Source organism: Falsibacillus albus (assembly GCF_003668575.1).
GTDB classification, from domain to species: Bacteria; Bacillota; Bacilli; order Bacillales; family DSM-25281; genus Falsibacillus; species Falsibacillus albus.
The window spans coordinates 114563-136065 of the sequence record NZ_RCVZ01000004.1 but is presented as its reverse complement, the minus strand read 5'-3'; the positions used below and the strand labels follow the sequence as shown (position 1 = coordinate 136065).

The following is a 21503-nucleotide window of genomic DNA, read 5'->3' as shown; positions in this document are numbered from 1 at the left end:
TAATAATAAAAATTCTGGATTTTTAGTAAAAAAGACCTGTTTCTAAGGGTTTTCCTTTGAAATATTCATTAGTTATTTGTTATGGTTGAAAACGTGGTTTTTTTTTATTGAATCGGGGGAATATATATCTGTTGTTATTTTTATTTAATTACCCCAAATAACTGAACTCAGGAAGGAGAATATTATGAAAAATATTTCAAGCGTATTTTGGATTACAGTTGCCATCGTACTTGCTTCTGTAATTTACGGTGTGGCTGCACCAAAGAATTTCGAAGATGTCACAGCCAACATACAAGATTTCATCACATCCAGTTTCGGGTGGTACTACTTAATTCTAGTCACTTTAATTGTCGTTTTCTGTTTATTCCTTATCGCGAGCCCGATCGGCTCCATCAGATTGGGAAAACCGGATGAACGTCCTGAATATTCAACAGGAACTTGGTTTGCAATGCTATTTAGTGCAGGTATGGGAATCGGTCTAGTCTTCTGGGGTGCAGCAGAACCATTATCCCACTTCGCAGTAAGTCCGCCACTTGCTAAGCCTGGTACAGATCAAGCCTTGAAGGAATCGATGAGGTATACTTTTTTCCACTGGGGCCTTCATGCTTGGGGAATTTACGCCATCGTAGCACTTGCTCTAGCATATTTTAAATTCAGAAAAGGTAAACCAGGATTAATTAGTGTCACCCTTGAGCCGCTGCTAGGAAGATACTCAAAAGGCGCCGTGGGCACGATTGTGGATGTCATCGCAGTATTCGCAACGGTTGTAGGGGTAGCGACGACACTTGGTTTCGGAGCTGTTCAAATCAACGGTGGATTATCTTATTTATTTGATATTCCGAAAAGCTTCACAGTCCAGTTCATCATTGTGCTGGTTGTTACTGTTTTATTTATGATTTCAGCTTGGTCAGGACTTAGTAAAGGAATCAAATATTTGAGCAATACAAACATGGTACTTGCTGTCGCGCTCCTTGTCCTTATGTTGATAGTTGGACCAACATTATTCATTTTGAATCTATTCACTGATTCACTTGGTTCATACATTCAAAACATCGTGCAAATGAGTTTCCGAATTGCACCATTGAATGCCCAGCACCGCGATTGGATCAACGGATGGACCATCTTTTATTGGGCATGGTGGATTTCCTGGTCTCCTTTTGTGGGAATCTTCATCGCGCGTGTTTCAAGAGGAAGAACCATCCGCGAATTCTTGTTCGGCGTCTTGATTTTGCCGGCTCTGGTCAGTTTTTTATGGTTTGCCGTATTTGGAACAGCAGCCATCGATGTACAACAATCCGGTGCAGCTGACTTGACGAAACTTGCAACGGAACAGACATTGTTCGCAGTATTCAATCAGTTCCCTATGTCTACATTGTTATCGATTGTAGCCATCATTCTAATCGGAACATTCTTTATTACATCCGCCGATTCTGCTACATTCGTACTCGGAATGCAGACAACCTACGGATCATTGACGCCGCCAAACACTGTCAAGCTGACTTGGGGCATCGCACAGTCATCGGTAGCATTAATCCTTCTTTACAGCGGAGGACTGCAGGCACTGCAAAACGCTTTGATTGTCGCAGCATTCCCATTCTCGTTCATCATGATCCTCATGATGATTTCACTGTACAAAGCATTGAATCATGAGAAGAAAGAACTCGGCTTATATATCAAACCGAAAAAGAAGACAAAAACGAAGGCAACACCAGAAGCAACCCCTAATCCTGAGCCTCATCTGGATTAATAATCAATAAAAAGGATGGTCCCTGTTAGAGGGATCATCCTTTTTAAATAGGCTGTTATTGTTTTTCTTATGGACAAATACACACGCTTGTCACCCGTGTCCTTCATAAAATGAAGGAGGGGGGTGAAGAAATTGTGTTTTCAAATCAATGTAGGTTCAATCATTGTTGATAATATCTCCAATAACGCCAATATTAATTTTGGCCCAACTTACCAAAACAGCCATACCGCCAACTCAATCATCATTGGCAGCTGCATATCCATCGGGGATTGTGTTTGGAATAGGAACAAAATATTGAATGGTGACATCCGCGTTCTAAAGAAATAGTCTGCATCATGTATTCTTTAACAGTCTAAGAATGAGACTTATGATCATCACAAATATAATGGAGCCGATCAACGCAGGAAATACAGCCATCCCTGCTACAACAGGTCCTTTATCGCCAAAAATAATTCCTCCGATCCATGCTCCGAGAATACCGGCAATAATATTACCAGCTACACCTCCAGGCACATTCCTGCCTGCGATGAAGCTTCCTGCCCATCCGATGATTCCCCCGATGACTAAATAAAGCAGCAATCCCACAAGGAATCCTCCTATCCATAATACTGTAATTGAATATACTATTTCCTTTTTGGAATGAACCTAAACAATTGTCGCCTTGTCGGCAAGAAGTGCAGGGAAAGAATAAGGCAAATGGACTATGGGAATATCATCCAAAAAACAGGCCAACCTATGCTATAATAAAGCAATACAGTCTTTATGCAGGGTGGATGGTGGCTTCACTCCCAAATGAAAGGGGGTGGTCGCCGATGGTCACAACATATGAAGCATTGACGTTAATGATTACGTTCAGTTCGTTAATTGTGTCTGTGATCGCTGTTGTTGTTTCTATGAACAAAAAGAAATAACCCACCCTGCCTCGGCCAACAGTGTAGGGTGAGTTATGCTTTGCATTGCCTGGCCACTGCTCTTCTTGCAGTGAAGGCTGTATATGGGAGATCTGGTTGCAGCCAGATCTCTTTTGTTTTTTTTTTCTATTTTAAAGTATATGCTAATTTATTTTAATTATAAATTTTTGCTTGAGTATTGTAAAGAAAGACTCTTCTCTCATACTATTTTGTTCTCCAAGTTATTTCGTCTACTCAGAAAGGTTTATTTCAATTTTTCCAGTGGAAACATATGAAATAGATCATTTTTTGGGAGGGCGAGTCAGTGATAATTGATAATGTAAGATTGTATCAGCCTTTTAAGAAAAAAAGTAAAGATGGAATATTTCATGTAAAGCTGGATGAGCAAGGGTATATCGAAAATCTCATAGAGGGAAGGTCACCGGAACAGAATGAACATGTATACGATGCAAAAGAGCGTGTGATGACTGCAAGCTTTACAGATTCACACCTTCACTTTCTGCGCTATGGTTTGATGAAAAGCGAATTGGATTTGCGGCATGTCACCAGCTGGGATGAAATGAAGAGGGAAGTAGCTGAATTTTATCCTCAAATGGAAGAAGAAGATTGGATTGTCGGCCGGGGATTGAATGACGGTCAATTTGAGGACATTGATCACTTGCTTACCGGAAAGGATTTGGACGAAATCCATTTAGATAAGAAAATGTTCTTTCTTCATCAGGATGGACATGAATGTGTAGTCAATCAAAAAGTGCTCGACCTTTTAAAGGAAGAAGATGACTTCGAAGGTATTCCGGATGACTTTAAAGAAACCAATGATGATGGTCAATGGAATGGACGATTCAAAGATACTGCAGTCCATTATATCAAACGCCATTTTCGGGGAAGAAGCGTCGAGAATGCAAAAGAAGCTATATTATCAGGCATCCCACATCTTTTAAGGCATGGAATAACGACGATCCATACAGAAGACTTGAATTTCATCGGCTCATTTGAAAAATTATGGAATGCCTACACGCAGCTTGAAAAAGAAGAAAGATTGCCGATCAGGGTCTATCTCCATCATTATTTATTCAACATTAATGACATCACAAATTACCTTGAACATTTCTCACTTCGTTCTGGCGAAGGGACCGATAAAGTAAAGGTAGGGGCATTCAAAATCTTTTTGGATGGCACTCAGCGTCTCCATACTTCAGCCCTGCGAATGGCGTACCGGGATAAGCCCGATACAGCAGGTAATCTGGTATATACACAAGAAGAATTGAACGAGATGGTCAGGCTGGCCGCAGAAAATAACATGCAAGTGGCCATGCATGCCATCGGAGATCGTGCAGTCGAACAGGCCATCATTGCGCTGGAACAGGACGAGGCAAGGACCAGTAAGCTTCATCACCGCATCATTCATGCCCAGACATTAGGCGAGGATTTGTTGAAGAGGCTTGAGAAGCTTAAACCTTATATTGAAACACAGCCCTCTTTTCTGATGGGAGAGTGGGACAAAAAAGCAAAATGGGTAGGGGAGGACCTAGCACCCTATTGCGATGCATTCGGCAGTTTGCTCCGGCACGGCATCCCCATTACCCTTAGCTCGGATGCACCGATTGGAGAATTGAACCCATTGGAAGGCATCTTTGCGGCGGTCAACAGGACAAACAAGGATCAGGAACCGGAAAACGGCTGGATGCCACAAGAAAAACTAACGGTTGATCAAGCCTTTAATGGATATACTTTCGTTCCAGCAGAAATGGAGTTTACAAGCAAGTACAAAGGAAAACTTGAAGAAGGATTTCTTGCAGATTTCATCTTACTTGACCATCATCCTTTGGAAGTCGAACCGAAGGATCTGCGCCAACTGAGGGTGTGTGAGACTTGGATGAATGGAAAACGGGTGTATAGCAAAAAGGAGGACGAGTGATATAAGACAAAGTCAAACAAAACAATATCTATTTGGGATGCAGGAATATGCATCCCTTTTTTGATGGATGAAGATATCTGAAATTTGACGAAACCAAGCTTCATTAGTATGGTAGACCTTGTGTCTCTAAACACTGATGAGCTTTTTATTATAATCCATCATAGAGGAGTACTACTATGAGTATTTTGAATTCAATCATGAAGCAATGGCAATTTGCCCTTAAATATGAAGCCAAAACAGTAAAAAAAATGGGTGGCGACGTGCACTTATTAAAAAACGGAGAATGTTTGCTAAAAGAAAAAAATCAGGCAATCTACCGTTTTAAGCGAGGAATGGAAACGATTATTCCTGAAAGAAGTTCAATCAAAGCGTCTCTTGATGGAAAGAGGTTCCAAGGTTCCGTTATCCAGATATCAGGTTCGGATATGATCATTTCATTGACCTCATTTATCGGAAATCGTGTAAAAGAGTTAGAAATTCATACAGAGCCATGGCAGCTGCTGATCGAACTGTCCAATCGGCTCGAAGAAGCAAAGGAGAAAAAATCCAAGCTTCAGAGGATACAGCGTGTCCTTAAACCAGGCGACATCGCAAGACATCCGACCGACATTATAAAAAACGGCATCCATGAACTTATGCTCCGAACTAAATATAACCCCGCAACCTATTTATGGGGGCCGCCGGGAACGGGAAAAACTTATACGTTGGCGAGAATTGCTGCAAGAAAATACATAAAGGGTCAAAAGGTGCTGATCCTTGCCCATAGCAACGCATCTCTTGACGTATTAATGGAAGAAACCGCGCTATATTTAGAGGCAAATGACAAATGGATTCCCGGAGAAGTCATACGATATGGGAACTCATCCGATAGTTCCATCGCCAAGCACCCCAGTTTGTTTTCCGCAAAATGGGTCGAATCCCGCTTCCCTCACTTAGCAGCGAGAAGCTTTAAATCAGATGGGGAAACAGACTATCATGCAATTGATATCAGCTCCAGACAGCTGTTTAAAGATAAGGAAGCATCCATTATTAATCAGGCCAAAATAGTCGGGGCTACATTGTCAAAAGCCGCGACAGATCAAGCCATTTATCTTCAATCATTTGACCTGGTCATTGTCGATGAAGCAAGTATGGCCTATGTACCACAAATTGGATTCGCTGCGAGCTTGGGAAAGCGAATACTGATCAGCGGTGATTTTCGGCAATTGCCTCCGGTGGCAATTTCCGACCATAAATATGTCACTCGCTGGTTGAAGGAAGATATTTTCCACCGTGCAGGGATCGTCAAGACAGTGGAGACACAGAACCGGCATCCTCATCTTTATATCCTTAACAAACAGAGGAGGATGCACCCAGATATTTCTTCATTTACAAACCGTCATGTTTATGGAGGCCATGTGGAAGACCATCCCTCTGTTAGGTATAACAGGAAGTCCATATCAGAAAAAAAACCTTTTTCACAGCAGGCGGCCATTTGGGTAAATACACAGATTGCTGCAATATATGGTGCCAAAGATCAAAAAAGCCACTCTCGCTTTCACTTGTACACAGCATTAATGTCCATACAGAATTTGCTGGAAGCACAGGCGGAAGGGACTTCGTCAATAGGATTCATCTCCCCTTATCGGGCACAGGCAAAATTAGTAAATACGCTGCTGGAAATATTTTTTCCTGAAGATCGGACAACTGGTGACAAAGAAGGTCTAGCGGCTGCGACCATCCATAGATTCCAAGGATCAGAACGGGATATGGTTTTATTTGATACTGTAGATTGTTCTTCACACAACGCACCTGGGAGACTTTTGACCAACGAGCAGAGCCTCCGACTAGTAAATGTAGCAGTAACAAGGGCAAGAGGTAAATTTGTGGCATTCGGCGATGCTAAATTTCTGAAGCAAAAAACTGCCTCGCAAATACCAGTCCGTAAGCTCTTGGACCACTTGCATTCCCATCACGCAGTAAAGCAGCCATCCATCATAAATAAACATGTCCTTTCTCTCCATAAAAGACTTCGATGGTATAGGCCGAACGAAGTAGAATCTTTGGTTTCAGACCTGCAAAAAGCAAAAAAAGAAGTGATTCTTTCCACACCCCATTGGAGGGAACTCGGAGAAGAGGTTAAAAAGTCTTTGATGAAGATGAATGAAGAAGTTAAAGTGAAATTAATCGCCAATTCTACAACTTCAATTCCATTAAAGAGATTTCACCCATTACAATGCTCATATACCTTTCCATTTATCGTCATAGATCGAAAGGTAATGTGGATTGGGGGAGAACAACTCGGGATAAATGAACTGCAGCCTGCCAGACTTTGGACCAAGAAAGGCATTCAATTATTATTCGAATTAATGAATGTCTCACCCCAAAAAAGCATCAAGATTAAAAGCTTTCTTAAATCTGCAACATGGAAATCAGAGGTCAGCCTGGGTGACTACATCACAAAATGGACCTGCTGCCCATTTTGTGATCATCATCGGACGATTCGCATGCACCGAAACGGAAAAGTTTTATTCAGCTGTTCAAATTGTGGGCAAGAAAGATACTTAACTGTCAAACAGGTGCAAGTGTACCTTGAACATAAACAACTCTTATGTCCGGACGGTCATCAAGATGCAACTGCAGACAAAGTTGGAGGGGATATATTCATAAAATGTAATAAGTGCGAGAGTATGGTGGGAATTTCACATTTGTACTAATAAGACATTTTGGGAACCCTATCCAAAAATCTTTTCGTTTTTTCATATTGAATTAGCGAAAACGTTTTCGTATAATGAAAATTAATTACTATTTTTATTTGAAAATTTCTAAAAGTGAATATGAATCAAGGCAAAGGCGCCTAAAATGCAATGTATTGCATTTTTGGTGCCTTTTTTTGTCGGTTCACAAACAATGATTGTAGAGAGGAGGTCAACTTTAAGAGTCGAAAGCCATCACATAGAAATAGAATTTCAAGTTAAAAAGGAGGAATTGGATGGAAAATAATCATCTGCAAAAATCACTTAAGCCTATTCATTTATGGGCCATTGCTGTAGGGATGGTCATATCCGGTCAATATTTTGGATGGAACTATGGTTTTGAAAAAGGCGGGACGATGGGGCTTATCATTGCTGCCATCATAATTACGATCTTTTATACGACATTCATATTTAGTTATGCAGAATTATCAACTTCCATCCCCCACGCAGGAGGGCCATCTGCATACGCGAGAAGAGCCATGGGGGCATACGGCGGATTCATGACAGGTCTTGCATGTCTATTGGAATTTGTTTTTGCACCGCCTGCCATTGCAGTTGCAACGGGGGCATATATCAACTTTTTAATTCCTGCTATACATCCGGTATATGCCACTGTAGGAGTATTTGTCCTATTCATTCTTATTAATTTGATCGGCGTTAAGGGCGCTGCGCTTATTGAACTGGTTGCCACGATTTTAGCTTTAATTGGGTTAGCAATCTATTATGCAGCAGGACTGCCCCATATCGATGCAAAGGTAATTTTCAATGAAAGCTCATTTTCCCATGGATGGACAGGAGTAATGGCTGCGATTCCATTTGCGATTTGGTTCTTTTTAGCAATAGAAGGCGGGGCAATGGCGGCTGAAGAAGTACGTGATCCTAAAAAAGACATCCCTAAAGGGTTCATCTCCGGAATTTTGACTCTTGTAGCATGTACGATATTAACATTGCTGGTAACAGCCGGCCTTGGCGTAGGAGAAGGGAAACCTGCAGATTATCCTTTACCACAAGCATTGGCTAATATATATGGAGAGGGAAGTCTGTTGCCGATCACTGTTGCTATAATAGGATTATTTGGTACAATCGCAAGTTTGCACGGAATTATCATCGGTTATTCACGTCAGACATTTGCACTGGCAAGAGCAGGATATTTACCTCGCTTTTTATCTAAATTATCCAAGAGAGGGGTCCCTCATTGGGGATTGATCGTTCCAGGGTCCATCGGTGTGATTTGTGCCGGTTCAGCAAACTTTGCAAATGCGTTGATAACCCTTTCGGTATTTGGGGCGATTACAATGTATTGCCTTAGTCTCATTTCCTTGTTCTTATTAAGAAAGAATGAACCGCGTTTGGATAGGCCGTTCAAAGTAATGTTCCCGATAATTCCAGCCATTTCATTAGTATTAGGTTTATTTTCATTCTACTGTGTCCTTCGATATTCAATCTTAACGACAAATATGCCTGTTTTTGGCATTGAAGTTCCATTGATTTTTGTGATTCTTATCGTATTTGGTCTTGGAACAATTTATTATTTGGCGATTGGAAGAAAAAAATTAAGACCCATATCCGAAGAGTTTGTCACAATCGAAGATGTAACCGATGAAAAAATATCCTAATTGAAACGCCCACCACCTGTACAAGGGATGGGCGCTTTTTTATTATTGAAGAACTGCCTTTTCAAGCCAATTTTCCACTAGATCCATTGCCAGGAGTGGTCGGCTGAAATAGTACCCTTGGCCATAAAGACAGTTTTGGGCTAATAAATAATCCACTTGCTCTTTTGTCTCAATTCCTTCACAAATAATTTCATTATTCAATTTCAACGTCAGACTCAAAATACTTTCGATGATGGCTTGGTCCCTTTTCATGGCAGGGACATTTTGAATAAAGGTACGATCAATTTTAATTTTATCGATTGGCAGCTCCTTAAGTTGCTTTAAAGAAGAGTAGCCAGATCCAAAGTCATCTAAGGCAATGTGAATCCCCATTGATTTCAATGCCACAATCGCTTCCTTTACTTCCTGTGTAAAATGCATAAAGGCATCTTCCGTTATCTCAAATTCTATCAATTCAGGCGTTATATCGAATTCCACCAGCATTCTCTCAACAGATTCGACAAACACTTTCTTTTCAAATGTGATCGGAGATATGTTAATGGCCATTTTCAAGGGAGGAAAACCACTTTTCTCCCATAGCTTTTGCTGATGAAATGCATTTGATAAAACCCAATGGGTAACCTCATCAATCATGCCGGACTGCTCACATAAAGGAATGAACTCGGCAGGGGAAATCGGTCCAAGATCTGGATGGGTGTATCTTAGCAATACCTCCACTCCGATTATTTCACCATTGGAAAGAAGGACTTGAGGCTGATAAACAAGATGAAATCTCTCCTGTTTCAAAGCTGTCTTCAAACCGTTTTCAATGTCGAGCTTCCTTGTTAGCTTCTTCTCCATTTCCAATGAGTAATATTGATGATTATTTCTTCCGAATTCCTTTGCTTGATAAAGCGCTTGGTCTGCATGAGCCATTAATTGATTGATCGAATTCCCATCTTTAGGAAACAAGGAAATTCCGATTGATGAGGTGGTCACAAATTCATGGCCATTGACCTCCCAGCTTTTTTGCAGGGATTCCACCATACGTTTCGCAAATATCTCAACTTCATGTTGGAGATGGACATCCGTAAGAATTATCGCGAATTCGTCTCCACCCAGGCGTGCAAAAATATCGCCTTTGGACAAAATCTTCTTGATTCTTCTGACAAAACATCTTAATAAAGCATCGCCTGTATCGTGGCCGAATGTGTCATTCACCCACTTAAAACGGTCACAGTCGAGTAAGAACAATGCAAAACTTCCATTATTGGCTGAAGCATGATCAATCAAGGCTGTAAATTCAGATTGAAACAACCTACGATTCGGAATTTCAGTCAACAAATCATAAAACGCAAGTTGTTCAAGCTGTGCTTCATAAGCTTTTCTCTCAGAAATATTCCTTGAAACAATGACATAATGCTTGAAATAGCCTTGGGTATCATAGACTGGATTACAGTGTGCTTCCACCCAGATCCATTCTCCACCTTTACATTTCATTCGATATTCCAGTATCTCATGCTTAACCATTTTTAAATTCCGATAGAACCTTCCTGACACCTCTTCAAAGTCATCTGGATGGATATTCTGATTGAATTTTGCCCCTATAATTTCCTCTGCTGAATAACCGAGAATGGATTCATGAGAGGGAGAAGCGTAACGGACAATTCCAGAAGGGTCAATGACGCGGATAAGATCATAAGAATATTCGGCAATCACACGATATTTTGTCTCACTATCCAATAATTCCTCTTCATATTTTTTTCTTTCAGTAATATCCCTGGATGAGACAAGCATTTTTTGAAGCTGTTTTTCTTCATCCAAAATAGGGACCACATAAGACTCCGTAGGAATATAATGGCCGCTTTGATGAAGCAGGCGATAATTGGCTAGGACAGGTTCTTTCGACTTCATCATCACTTTATATTTAGAAAGCAAGACATGAAAATCATCAGGATGTATAAAATGATTGATCTGCAATCCATCCAAAAAATCAGGTGGATATCCGAGGATTTTTTGATGTGAAGGGGAAACAAACTCAATTTTCCCTTTGTTATTCAGCACACTTACTAAGTCACTCATATTTTCAGAAACAAGACGATAATGTTCTTCCTTCTCCATTAAATCGGATTGCAAGGAGTGAAGAGCGGTCATATCTTGAAAAATCACATAAATACCGGTGATCTTTTGGTCATTCATGATGGGGAAGGATTGGACCCTCAACATGAGCTCCCGGCCATTTTTATGATAACTAAGGATTTCAAATTGCTGGATCTTTCCATTAATGGACTCCTTAAAATACTTTGTTGCCATTTGAATATCTGTGGTAGAAATAAACTTAGTGAATTCCTGTCCATTGCTATCATTGAAAGAAAAGCCCGTAATTTTACAGCTCGCTGGGTTTGCACTGACCACACGGCCATCTTTATTAAAAATGATAATTCCATCCGGATTTTGCTTAAAAAGAGACTGAAGTTGAACATTCTTCCAAGCTGCTTGATTTTCCCACTGCTTTTGCTTGAACTGAGAGATCATCAGTAAAATACCAACTACTATAAACATCGATGATAAAATAATGAATACCAAGTTATTTTCATGGATGGAATAGCCATTGTAAGTGGAAGAATCGATACCCAAAGTAGAGGTGGATAAAGTCAAATAATTCATGGCAAAAATAGAAATACTCAAAAATAACGTGAGCCAATATTTAAGTATGGACACATTTCTCGCGAGGATGTAGAAGAAAATAACCATGTTGCTAATATTGATTGCACAAACGACTCCAGAGATTAGCCAAAAAGATTGATCATTGTTAAATATGTGAATCCCGATCAAGCTTTTATCCAGCATCATTTGTGCGCCAATAATCGCTATGCTCAACAAAAAACCGGAAAACACATACAAATATACGGTCCGGGGAGCTTTTGAAATGGACCAAAGCGAAAGGAATGCAGAAGCGAACACTAATAATAATGAACCAATCAGCCAATCAAGCTGAAAGGACTGCCCGCCTTCAATGGAAATAATGCTTGTAGCCGCGGCCGACCAAATGCTTACTCCTAAGATGATGGCTCCGCTCAAGAGCTGTTTCCGGGACAATGCCCTATTTATTAATAATAAATATATTTCAAAAAAAGTGTACGCACCTACTAAAGGGATTAATACGGATAACACTACAAGAATGAAGGGACTATATGTAACAGGTATATGTTCCACGAAAAATTCCACCTTTTAAAAAAACTGTCATTATTTATCATACTTCTGACCTACGGATGGGGCAATATAAATTTGTCAGAAAAAACAGAAACAAAAAAGCTTCTGCATATACAGAAGCTCGGATTTATATGATCAGCTGCTTTGAATTCGATACATAGTCGGCTGTGGACTGGATTCAATTTTCTTTTTCATCCTGACTTCCAACCGGCGATCATCCCAAAATGTTTCGAACGGGATGAATTGCAATGAAAATGGAAACGAAATATCCCGTTTTCTCTTGGACTGGTCATCCAGGACGATTTCAATCTCCAAACATTCATCTTTCCGGGCAAGGATTATTTCTTGAAAATGGGAATCTTGAAACAACGCTTCCACAATTATTTCTTCACCTGTCTCAAATACATCCACACGAAACTGAGTGTAGTCCAGTAACGATGTTAATGGATCTAAAAACATTTGCTCCAAACATTTTTCAAGTTCCCCGCTGTCAAACTGATTCTCATCCATGAAAAGTGCCCCCGAAAATTACTTTTTTTCAGTTTATTCACGAACGTACAAATTAGTGAAGGCAAAGGGACTAGTTATAATGGAAAAGGGGAAGATGCCTAAAAAAACCAAAAAAAAATGACCCCAACTAATGAGGTCATTTCACGTCTTCTTCGATAATTCCTGACGAACTTCGTGATTCCTTTATCTTCGACGTACAGGATGTACTAGCAAAGGCGTTGCCACAGGACAAGGAAATCTTCGGAGCGACGCATCGCACGAAGAAAAATGCCTTTCATTTTTCGAGGACGTGGCGAACTTAGCCTTTGTTCTTTATCTCTTCGCCTCTGTTCAAGCTGCTTGCGCTTTTCTTTTGTCCAGCTCCGCCGGCTAGAGGCTGTAAGATTTCCCTCAGCGCGTCTACGATAAGTCATCATCGAATCGCTGACCCTCTTCGTGATTCCTTTATCTCACGCACTTCAGTCCAATCTCTTCGCCTCTGTTCAAGCCGGCTGCGCTTTTCTTTTGTCCAGCTCCGCCAGCTAGAGGCTAGTAGACTTCCCTCAGCGCGCTTACGATAAGTCAACATCGATTGGCTTACGCCAATCGTTTTTCCTTTATCTCACGCGCTTCAGTCCAGTCTATACGCCTCTAAACAAGCTGCCTGCGCTTTTCTACATATCATGGCCGCTGTTGTGTTTTTGTCTTGTGTGCTGGCGGTTTTTTACTTTATGTGATCCGCTAAGTGGTGCCGGTTGGCCGGGGTTTTCACCTTTAGGGGCATTTTTTCTCATGTCTTTGCTATCGTTTTTGTTCATATCCATCCCTCCTGAAAATAGGTTTTGTCCGAATCGGCGATCGTATACTGAATAAATTCCGGGAATTTGTCCATCCTATATGGTGCAATCATTTTAATATAAAGGAGATCAAAGAATGCCATACCATAAAAATAAGCAGCAAGCTTTTCAAGCTGCGCAGCAGGGCTACGAACAAGCTCAAGATGCATATAGCGAAGTCGTCAAAGATGGGGGAAGCTACGGTCAACAGCTTGCCCATCTGAAAAATGAAGTGAATGAAGCCTATCAGCAAATTGAAAATGCCCTGGAGACAGCAAGCGAGCACCAGCGTACACAATTGGAAAAATACAGATCAGACCTGCAATCGCTTGTACAGGAAGTAAACGATTATCAAGATTAATCGAGAAGCGGTGTACCCTGGTGCCTGGCACCGAAGGTACACCGCTTATTTTATTGGTTCTTTTTGCGTTTTTTGTTATTTTGGCGTTCTTTTTCTGTTAACGGTTCATTGGCAAGTTCTTCGTTGTAGCCGGCACCATTTCCTTGCGATTTTGCGGCATTGGCCCCAGGTATTACGTGGTTGGCTTTTCGTTTTGTCATAATCATTTCACCTCCACGGAATTAGTATGTGCCCAATTCGTCATTTTACTACATGCCGAATGGGTGGAATCATTACTTAAACAACACATTTTTATTTTCCTAAAATAATATTATGAATATTCTCGATAGTTCAGGCGAGTAATAAGAAAGGGAATATGTTACACTTAATAAGGAATTTTGTTCAAAGTCAGTTTTACAATAAGCAAAACTTATCAAAAACAATAACTTTCTTGTTATTTACTTATGTAATCGCTTATATTAAGATTATTATGTGAGAAAAGCTTAAAAACGGACAAATTTTGAGTTTTTCGCCCAAACTTTGAACTTAATTTTAAAATCTCTTAAGAGGGGGAATCGAGATGGCAAAGAACGATGTATTTAGCGCTCGTTCTTCTTTCGAATTAGAAGGAAAACGTTATCACTATTATCGTTTATCAGCTTTAGAAGAAGCTGGCGTAGCAGAAGTTTCACGTCTGCCTTACTCAGTAAAAGTATTATTGGAATCTGTATTGCGTCAATTGGATGGACGCGTAATCACAAAAGAGCACGTTGAAAATTTATCAAAATGGGGTTCACCAGAAGTAAAGGATGCTGAAGTGCCATTCAAACCTTCACGTGTAATCCTTCAGGACTTCACTGGTGTTCCAGCAGTCGTAGACTTGGCATCGCTTAGAAAAGCAATGGCCGACATGGGAGGGGACCCTGACAAAATCAACCCTGAAATCCCAGTCGACCTCGTCATCGACCATTCAGTCCAAGTTGACAAATACGGCACTCCGGATGCACTTGAAAGAAACATGGAGTTGGAATTTGAACGCAACGCCGAGCGTTACCAATTTTTAAGCTGGGCTCAAAAAGCATTCAAAAACTATCGCGCTGTACCACCTGCAACAGGTATCGTACACCAAGTCAACCTTGAATACTTAGCAAATGTCGTTCATGCAATCGAAACAACTGAAGGCGATTTTGAAACATATCCAGATACATTGGTTGGAACAGATTCACATACAACCATGATCAACGGAATCGGTGTACTTGGCTGGGGCGTTGGTGGAATTGAAGCTGAAGCAGGTATGCTTGGCCAACCATCATATTTCCCGATCCCGGAAGTCATCGGTGTAAAAATGACTGGTGAACTTCCAAATGGAGCAACTGCCACTGACCTTGCATTAAAAGTTACTCAAGTACTTCGCAGCAAAGGCGTAGTTGGGAAATTCGTTGAATTCTTCGGTGCTGGTGTTGCAACGCTTCCATTAGCTGACCGCGCAACAATCGCCAATATGGCTCCTGAATATGGTGCAACTTGCGGATTCTTCCCAGTCGATGCAGAATCGCTGGACTACTTGCGTTTAACAGGACGTGATGAGACACATATCCGTATGGTTGAACAATATTTGAAAGAGAACAATATGTTCTTCACTCCAGACAAAGAAGATCCAACTTACACAGATGTAGTGGAAATCAACTTGTCTGAAATCGAAGCGAATCTTTCTGGACCAAAGCGTCCACAAGATTTAATCCCGCTTTCATCCATGAAAGACTCTTTCCACAAAGCCGTCACTGCACCTGCAGGAAACCAAGGTTTTGGTTTGGATGAGTCCGAATTTAATAAAGAAGCTAAAGTTTCTTTCACAAATGGTGATGAGACTACAATGAAAACAGGTGCAGTTGCAATTGCAGCGATTACATCTTGTACAAATACATCAAATCCATACGTTATGCTTGGTGCGGGCCTTGTAGCGAAGAAAGCTGCTGACCTTGGCATGGAAGTGCCATCTTACGTAAAAACATCTTTAGCACCTGGTTCAAAGGTCGTTACAGGCTACTTAAGAGATTCCGGCCTTCTTCCTTTCCTAGAAAAGCTTGGATTTAACTTGGTAGGATACGGCTGTACAACATGTATCGGGAACTCAGGTCCGTTAAAAGAAGAAATCGAAACTGCTGTTTCTGATTCCGACCTTCTTGTGACATCTGTTCTTTCCGGTAACCGTAACTTTGAAGGACGCATCCACCCATTGGTCAAAGCCAACTACTTGGCATCACCACCACTTGTAGTGGCATATGCTTTGGCTGGAACAGTCGATATCGATCTTAAAAATGATCCAATCGGAAAAGACAAAGACGGAAACGATGTCTTCTTTAAAGATATTTGGCCAACTTCTGAAGAAGTGAAGGCTGCAGTTAAGCAATCAGTAACACCTGAATTATTCCGCAAAGAATATGAAAGCGTGTTTGAAGACAACCAACGCTGGAACGAAATCAAAACAAGCAATGAGCCGCTTTACAGCTTTGACCAAGATTCTACTTACATTCAAAACCCTCCATTTTTTGAAGGGCTGGCACCGAATGCTGATGAAGTTAAACCTTTATCAGGATTAAAGGTAGTAGGTAAATTTGGTGATTCCGTCACAACTGACCACATTTCACCAGCAGGTGCAATCGGTAAAGACACGCCTGCAGGTAAATACTTGCGCAATAATGGAGTAGAAATCAGAGACTTCAACTCCTATGGTTCCCGCCGAGGAAACCATGAAGTTATGATGCGCGGTACTTTCGCGAACATACGCATCCGCAACGGGATGGCGCCAGGTACTGAGGGCGGCTTCACGACATACTTGCCGACTGACGAAGTAATGGCTATGTATGATGCATGCATGAAATATCAAGAGAATGGAACAGGTCTTGCTGTCCTTGCCGGCAAAGATTATGGAATGGGATCTTCCCGTGACTGGGCTGCCAAAGGTACAAACCTATTGGGCATCAAGACAGTCATCGCTGAAAGCTATGAGCGCATCCATCGTTCTAATCTGGTTATGATGGGCGTATTGCCGCTTCAATTCAAAAAAGGTGAGAACGCGGAAACATTAGGTTTAACAGGTAATGAAACAATTGATGTTCAAATCGATGAAAATGTTAAGCCACGCGATATTCTAACTGTAACGGCTACAGACGATCAAGGAAACAAGAAGGTATTCGAAGTTCTTGCACGTTTTGATTCCGATGTGGAAGTTGACTATTACCGCCATGGAGGCATCCTACAAATGGTGCTTCGCGGTAAATTGAACGCGTAATCAATCATCAGAAAAGCCACTTTGCGAAAAGCAAAGTGGCTTTTTGCATGTTACGACAAATTTAATCAAACGTTTGATTAAAAACGACACTTCCAGTCATCTTGAAGAAAGATTCTTAATTTCAACACTTTTTGACAGTAGGATTGACCAATAATACCCCAAAGTCGACATCGTTTAATCAAACGTTTGATTAAAACCCCAATGCAAATCGACAAAATTAATCAAACGTTTGATTAATTTGAAACTCGTGTATTCCAAACATCTGAAATATTTTTCAGATGTTTGGAATAGGCTAATGTTGACAAGCCATTCGGGGGTGAAGTATTGGTCAAGAAATTGGTGGTATTTTTCATATTCGCCATAATGTTTACAACCTTAATTGTTCAAGCCATCGAAAGAAAGACGCCAGCTGAGAATGATGCCAAGGTATATGCAGCTAATGGGGCTGCATTTACGGATGACAACCTTCCTGGGCTGAAGTCGGGAACGATCGCACCTGATTTCACGTTAAAATCTTTAAATGGAAAGAATAAATCTTTATCACAATTCAAAGGTAAGAAAGTCATCTTGAATTTCTGGGCTACATGGTGCTCCCCATGTAAAATGGAAATGCCTGAATTGGAGAAATTTTATCAGAAGCTGCCCGAAAATACAGTCATTTTGGCGATCAATATAGACTCCACTGGTGATGTAGAAAGTTTTTCAAAGAAATACGGGATCACCTTCCCGATCCTGCTTGACAAAAATAATGCCGTAAATGAAAAATATGGTGTTTTAACTATACCGATGTCTTATTTAATCGATGGGAAAGGTGTCATCCAAAAGAAACACATCGGCATCATGACGTATGAAGATTTTCAAAAATTTGCAAAATAATTATAATATTTTCAATTTGCGTCCATACTAGGAACACTAAGCGATAAAAGGAGTGTCAATGGATGCGAAAAATAAGAAAAAAATCATTTGCCGATTTAGTGCTTGAAAATAAACAAGCATTATTGAAAGATACAGAAGCATTAGAGCGAATTGAAGCACGACTCGAAGAAAAGCATGTAAGAAAAGCAGAATAAACCAATTATGTGAATTCATAATCTCCCCTCATCAGGAAAAACTGATATCAAGGGGGGATTTTTTCATGAGCAATCCAAAAGGAAGCAGAAAACACTTTGTTCCAAACCATATTGGTACACAGCCGCGATCCGCTGGAGGCAATAAAGGGAAACAAATGCAAGACCAATCGGGCCAGCATGCACAAGTGATCCAAACAAAAGGCGAGTAGCAGAAAGATGTTAAATCTTCACACTAATAATGACATGGGAACCGCACATACTATGTATTGTGTAGCAGCCATTACTTTTCTCTAGGAGGAATTTCATTATGACAAGAAATACACCAAATCCGGATAACCGTAATGATAATGTTGAAAAGTTGCAGGACATGGTTCAAAACACAATCGAAAACATGGAGAAAGCCGAGGCATCCATGGAGTTTTCCGAGAGTGTTCAGCAAACTGAACAGATAAAAGCGAAGAATGAGAGACGCCGAGAAAGCATTCAGGCAATGAGGGATGAAATGAAGGATGAAGCTCAAGCTCGCAAATCTGGCTTTCGGGATGATCAAAACTCTTATCAATAACTTTTATCGGGACTGTCCCTATGCTTGGGACGGTCTCGTTTCATTTTTCTTCCCATTACATGCTATAATTTCTTATGGGAAATATAGAGATAGGAGAGGTGCTTTAACATGTTAGTGTCTAAAAAGACCATCGATGTACGCTATGCAGAAACTGATCAAATGGGGGTTGTATATCATGCCAACTACCTCGTCTGGATGGAACTTGGCCGTACTCAGCTCATCGAAGACTTAGGTTTCCGCTACGCAGATATGGAAAACGATGGCATAATCTCACCTGTCATGGATATTCAGGTGTCCTATAAGAAACCCGTCCGATACGGGGAAAAAGCAATCATACATACTTGGATTGAAGAATATGACGGGTTAAGGTCGGTCTATGGATATGAAATCTATACAGAGGATCACGAGCTTGCTCTCTCGGGTACATCAAAGCATGTCTGTGTGAAAAAAGATTCATTCAGACCGATCTCAGTGAAAAAGCACTTCCCGGATTGGCATGAAGCTTATATGAACGAAAAGAAATAATAAGAGGGTGGCAAAGTGGCTTTCGGGATATCCAAGGAGTCTTTAACACAATGGAAAAGAGAAATAGATCAAGGGAAAATCTCATTTTTAACACACTATTGGCTGGATGATCGATTTCCACAATGCAAGACGGTCACAAAAGTGGGGTGCAGTGATTTAAACCGATTGGCAGCATGGGGAAAACAGTATGGACTGAAAAAGGAGTGGATCCACCATCGAAAGGATGGTTATTCCCATTTTGACCTGCTGGGGGAGAGGCAGATAGAGATATTGGCAAATGAAGGACTTTCCAGCCAATTGGAGCTTTTCAACCATTGATTTATTGATGGATAAATTAAAAATGTATAAAAAAGCAATATCCCCTTTTTAAAGGGGATATTGCTCAGCTGAGGCTGTTTTCCTTTTTATATTCGTATAGAAGTTCATTGCGTTTATCGTCGACTATAACATGTAAATCATGGCCATCAAAGTACCAAACATCGCGCTCCTCGATAAAGAAGGTTGTTCCTTCATGCTCGTATTTCACTGCCATATCTATGGGCTCCTCTTTGGTCACGCCTAATGAAAATCCTTGCTGGACCGGGCTGCTTCCTCCATACCGGGCAAAAAATCGAACATATTCGCCTTTTTGAATATCCATTTCTTTTTTAAACCATTTAAGTGCATCATCAGATATATAAATGTTCATGCTGTATCTCCTTTCAGATCGTCATGCGGTTCATTTGGAATGTGGTAGTCTAAACAGTATAACGAATTTTTTTACATACTTCTAATCAAATCCATCAAAAGAGTGAGGGGAAATTTTGAAGAACAAAATTTATACCATTGCAGGATTGACAGTATTTATTGGCTTGGCGGTTTTGAGCATCTTTCAGCTTCACAAAACAGGTGGTTTTATTCAGGCATTCTCCTTTATTATCATAAGCGCTGGAGTCTATTTCATCCTTGTTAAATTACCTTCTATGCGTATGAGAATTTCTATATTATCTATACTGTTTGCCGCGACCATCTTTCTAATCGTGTTTCATCAATCGATTTTTGGATCCGGCCACTAAGGAAAAAACGAGCCATCATCGGCTCGTTTTTTTAATGGGAAATCGAAGAAAACATAAAGTTCTCAATTTCATCAGGGGAATGGTCAACCAGTCCCTCACGGTAAGCGTCTTTTAATGGCAGAACTTCATAGTGTCTGAAATGCTTGCTTAAAACGAAGGTTGGTTCGAAATTCACTTCACCGATTTTGATCGTCTTATTGTCTCCGTCAATTTTTTTATGTATGTCCACAGTGGCGAGTCCTCCAATATCCTTATAGTCCCATAGCTGCCCAGACAAGAAGTTCCCGAGGGAATATACGACAACAGCATTTCTATCGTCGGTGCATTTGATTTTCTCGATCGGCTCCAGTACATGAGGATGATGGCCGAAAATGATATCCGCACCGGCATTGGCCAGATCTTTTGCAAGTTTCTTTTGGATCTCATTCGGCTTCCGGACATATTCATTTCCCCAATGAATACTCAGGACAACAACTTCTGCATGTTTTCTCGCATCTTGGATATCCTCAATCATCTTTGGTTCATCGATTACATTTACGAGATAACCCTTTCCATCAGGGATTGGGATTCCATTGGTGCCAAATGTATAGGCTAGAACGGCAACGGAAATGCCGTTAACATTGAACACCCTTAGACGCTTTTGATCTGCTTGATTTTTGTTGATTCCTACATAAGGCATTCCTTTCTTTTCATAATATTGAATGGCACTCAATATTCCCCTCGGGCCCTTGTCCATCGCATGGTTATTGGCACTCGATATCAAATCCACACCGTTTCTTTTCAGTGTATCGACAATCTCAAATGGACTGTTGAAGATAGGGTAGCTTGATATCCCCATGGATTCTCCAGCAGGAATCGATTCTTCATTGGCAATCAAGAAATCAGGCTTCTCTAACATCGGTTTAACTTTGGCCAGCATTTTATCAAATTGATAGCCTGATGATTTTTTTGCATCTTCATATACCCAATCATGGAGGAGGACATCGCCGATTTCTCCGATAGTGGCTGAAGTCCCATACGACTTTGTTTCGGCAGCAACGGAATGCATCGCATTGTGACCAACTGAATGCACCGTATGGAAAAAAGCATTTTTTGCAGATTCATGATACTGCCATCCTAAAAGCACTCCTATCAACAGCAGAAGCAGGATTACTGTAATGACACATATTCTTTTCATCATCTTAAACTCCATTAATATTGATAGTTTTATTT

The 21503-nt window shown here is 40.7% G+C and carries 22 protein-coding genes; 15 read left to right on the top strand and 7 right to left on the bottom strand.

All coding sequences use genetic code 11. The features are described from left to right. Window positions 1-184 precede the first annotated feature (184 nt). Both D9X91_RS07770 and D9X91_RS07765 read left to right on the top strand, forming a co-directional pair. Entirely contained in the window at window positions 185-1747 is a 1563-nt protein-coding gene (locus D9X91_RS07770) for a glycine betaine uptake BCCT transporter (protein ID WP_121680032.1), read from the top strand. Between the two features lie 123 nt (window positions 1748-1870). Beyond that, window positions 1871-2074: a spore germination protein gene (locus tag D9X91_RS07765; RefSeq protein WP_121680031.1), complete on the top strand. Its 204-nt coding sequence runs from the start codon at window positions 1871-1873 to the stop codon at window positions 2072-2074. Between the two features lie 6 nt (window positions 2075-2080). Here D9X91_RS07765 and D9X91_RS07760 read toward each other — a convergent pair whose 3' ends face one another. Further along, window positions 2081-2332, bottom strand: coding sequence for a GlsB/YeaQ/YmgE family stress response membrane protein (locus D9X91_RS07760; RefSeq protein ID WP_121680030.1), 252 nt, complete (start codon window positions 2330-2332; stop codon window positions 2081-2083). Between the two features lie 227 nt (window positions 2333-2559). Here D9X91_RS07760 and D9X91_RS22840 point away from each other — a divergent pair, with 227 nt between their 5' ends. The 4 genes from D9X91_RS22840 to eat all read left to right on the top strand — a co-directional run bounded on the left by D9X91_RS22840 (window position 2560) and on the right by eat (window position 8927). Continuing rightward, on the top strand, window positions 2560-2658 hold the full coding sequence (locus tag D9X91_RS22840) for a putative holin-like toxin (protein ID WP_233569736.1): 99 nt from the start codon (window positions 2560-2562) through the stop codon (window positions 2656-2658). A 304-nt stretch (window positions 2659-2962) separates the two neighbouring features. After that, window positions 2963-4576: an amidohydrolase gene (locus D9X91_RS07755; protein WP_121680029.1), complete on the top strand. Its 1614-nt coding sequence runs from the start codon at window positions 2963-2965 to the stop codon at window positions 4574-4576. 176 nt (window positions 4577-4752) lie between these two features. Then, on the top strand, window positions 4753-7272 hold the full coding sequence (locus D9X91_RS07750) for a DEAD/DEAH box helicase (RefSeq protein ID WP_121680028.1): 2520 nt from the start codon (window positions 4753-4755) through the stop codon (window positions 7270-7272). A gap of 275 nt (window positions 7273-7547) precedes the next feature. Then, window positions 7548-8927: an ethanolamine permease gene (eat, locus tag D9X91_RS07745; protein ID WP_121680027.1), complete on the top strand. Its 1380-nt coding sequence runs from the start codon at window positions 7548-7550 to the stop codon at window positions 8925-8927. A gap of 42 nt (window positions 8928-8969) precedes the next feature. Here eat and D9X91_RS07740 read toward each other — a convergent pair whose 3' ends face one another. The 3 genes from D9X91_RS07740 to D9X91_RS07730 all read right to left on the bottom strand — a co-directional run bounded on the left by D9X91_RS07740 (window position 8970) and on the right by D9X91_RS07730 (window position 13426). Then, window positions 8970-12122, bottom strand: a complete 3153-nt coding sequence (locus tag D9X91_RS07740) for an EAL domain-containing protein (RefSeq protein WP_121680026.1) — start codon at window positions 12120-12122, stop codon at window positions 8970-8972. 132 nt (window positions 12123-12254) lie between these two features. Beyond that, window positions 12255-12629, bottom strand: a complete 375-nt coding sequence (locus tag D9X91_RS07735; protein WP_121680025.1) for a hypothetical protein — start codon at window positions 12627-12629, stop codon at window positions 12255-12257. A gap of 653 nt (window positions 12630-13282) precedes the next feature. Next, entirely contained in the window at window positions 13283-13426 is a 144-nt protein-coding gene (locus D9X91_RS07730) for a small acid-soluble spore protein P (protein WP_121680024.1), read from the bottom strand. 115 nt (window positions 13427-13541) lie between these two features. On the opposite strand from D9X91_RS07730, the gene D9X91_RS07725 reads away from it, so the two are divergent. Beyond that, a complete protein-coding gene (locus tag D9X91_RS07725; RefSeq protein ID WP_121680023.1) occupies window positions 13542-13805 on the top strand; it encodes a hypothetical protein in 264 nt (87 codons plus the stop codon). A gap of 50 nt (window positions 13806-13855) precedes the next feature. Here the strand turns inward: D9X91_RS07725 and sspO are convergent, their stop codons facing one another. Beyond that, window positions 13856-14005, bottom strand: coding sequence for a small acid-soluble spore protein O (gene sspO, locus D9X91_RS07720; RefSeq protein WP_121680022.1), 150 nt, complete (start codon window positions 14003-14005; stop codon window positions 13856-13858). Between the two features lie 359 nt (window positions 14006-14364). Here sspO and acnA point away from each other — a divergent pair, with 359 nt between their 5' ends. The 7 genes from acnA to D9X91_RS07685 all read left to right on the top strand — a co-directional run bounded on the left by acnA (window position 14365) and on the right by D9X91_RS07685 (window position 19554). After that, window positions 14365-17076, top strand: coding sequence for an aconitate hydratase AcnA (acnA, locus tag D9X91_RS07715; RefSeq protein ID WP_121680021.1), 2712 nt, complete (start codon window positions 14365-14367; stop codon window positions 17074-17076). A 324-nt stretch (window positions 17077-17400) separates the two neighbouring features. Beyond that, window positions 17401-17952, top strand: a complete 552-nt coding sequence (locus tag D9X91_RS07710; RefSeq protein ID WP_121680020.1) for a peroxiredoxin family protein — start codon at window positions 17401-17403, stop codon at window positions 17950-17952. 62 nt (window positions 17953-18014) lie between these two features. Next, window positions 18015-18146, top strand: coding sequence for an FbpB family small basic protein (locus D9X91_RS07705; protein WP_121680019.1), 132 nt, complete (start codon window positions 18015-18017; stop codon window positions 18144-18146). Between the two features lie 65 nt (window positions 18147-18211). Beyond that, window positions 18212-18355 (top strand): acid-soluble spore protein N, encoded by a 144-nt coding sequence (locus tag D9X91_RS07700; RefSeq protein WP_121680018.1) that lies wholly within the window; start codon window positions 18212-18214, stop codon window positions 18353-18355. Window positions 18356-18453: 98 nt separating this feature from the next. After that, the gene (gene tlp, locus D9X91_RS07695; protein ID WP_121680017.1) at window positions 18454-18711 is read left to right on the top strand and encodes a small acid-soluble spore protein Tlp; all 258 of its coding nucleotides are present in this window, start codon (window positions 18454-18456) and stop codon (window positions 18709-18711) included. Between the two features lie 108 nt (window positions 18712-18819). Continuing rightward, complete coding sequence (locus D9X91_RS07690; protein ID WP_121680016.1) at window positions 18820-19236, top strand: acyl-CoA thioesterase; 417 nt, start codon at window positions 18820-18822, stop codon at window positions 19234-19236. Window positions 19237-19251: 15 nt separating this feature from the next. After that, on the top strand, window positions 19252-19554 hold the full coding sequence (locus D9X91_RS07685) for a hypothetical protein (RefSeq protein ID WP_121680015.1): 303 nt from the start codon (window positions 19252-19254) through the stop codon (window positions 19552-19554). 64 nt (window positions 19555-19618) lie between these two features. Here the strand turns inward: D9X91_RS07685 and D9X91_RS07680 are convergent, their stop codons facing one another. Beyond that, complete coding sequence (locus tag D9X91_RS07680; protein WP_121680014.1) at window positions 19619-19924, bottom strand: HesB/YadR/YfhF family protein; 306 nt, start codon at window positions 19922-19924, stop codon at window positions 19619-19621. 115 nt (window positions 19925-20039) lie between these two features. On the opposite strand from D9X91_RS07680, the gene D9X91_RS07675 reads away from it, so the two are divergent. Next, window positions 20040-20291 carry a hypothetical protein gene (locus D9X91_RS07675; protein WP_121680013.1) on the top strand — a complete coding sequence of 84 codons (252 nt, stop codon included), beginning with the start codon at window positions 20040-20042 and terminating at the stop codon, window positions 20289-20291. A 31-nt stretch (window positions 20292-20322) separates the two neighbouring features. Here the strand turns inward: D9X91_RS07675 and D9X91_RS07670 are convergent, their stop codons facing one another. After that, window positions 20323-21468 carry a CapA family protein gene (locus tag D9X91_RS07670; RefSeq protein WP_233569735.1) on the bottom strand — a complete coding sequence of 382 codons (1146 nt, stop codon included), beginning with the start codon at window positions 21466-21468 and terminating at the stop codon, window positions 20323-20325. Between the last annotated feature and the right edge of the window lie 35 nt (window positions 21469-21503).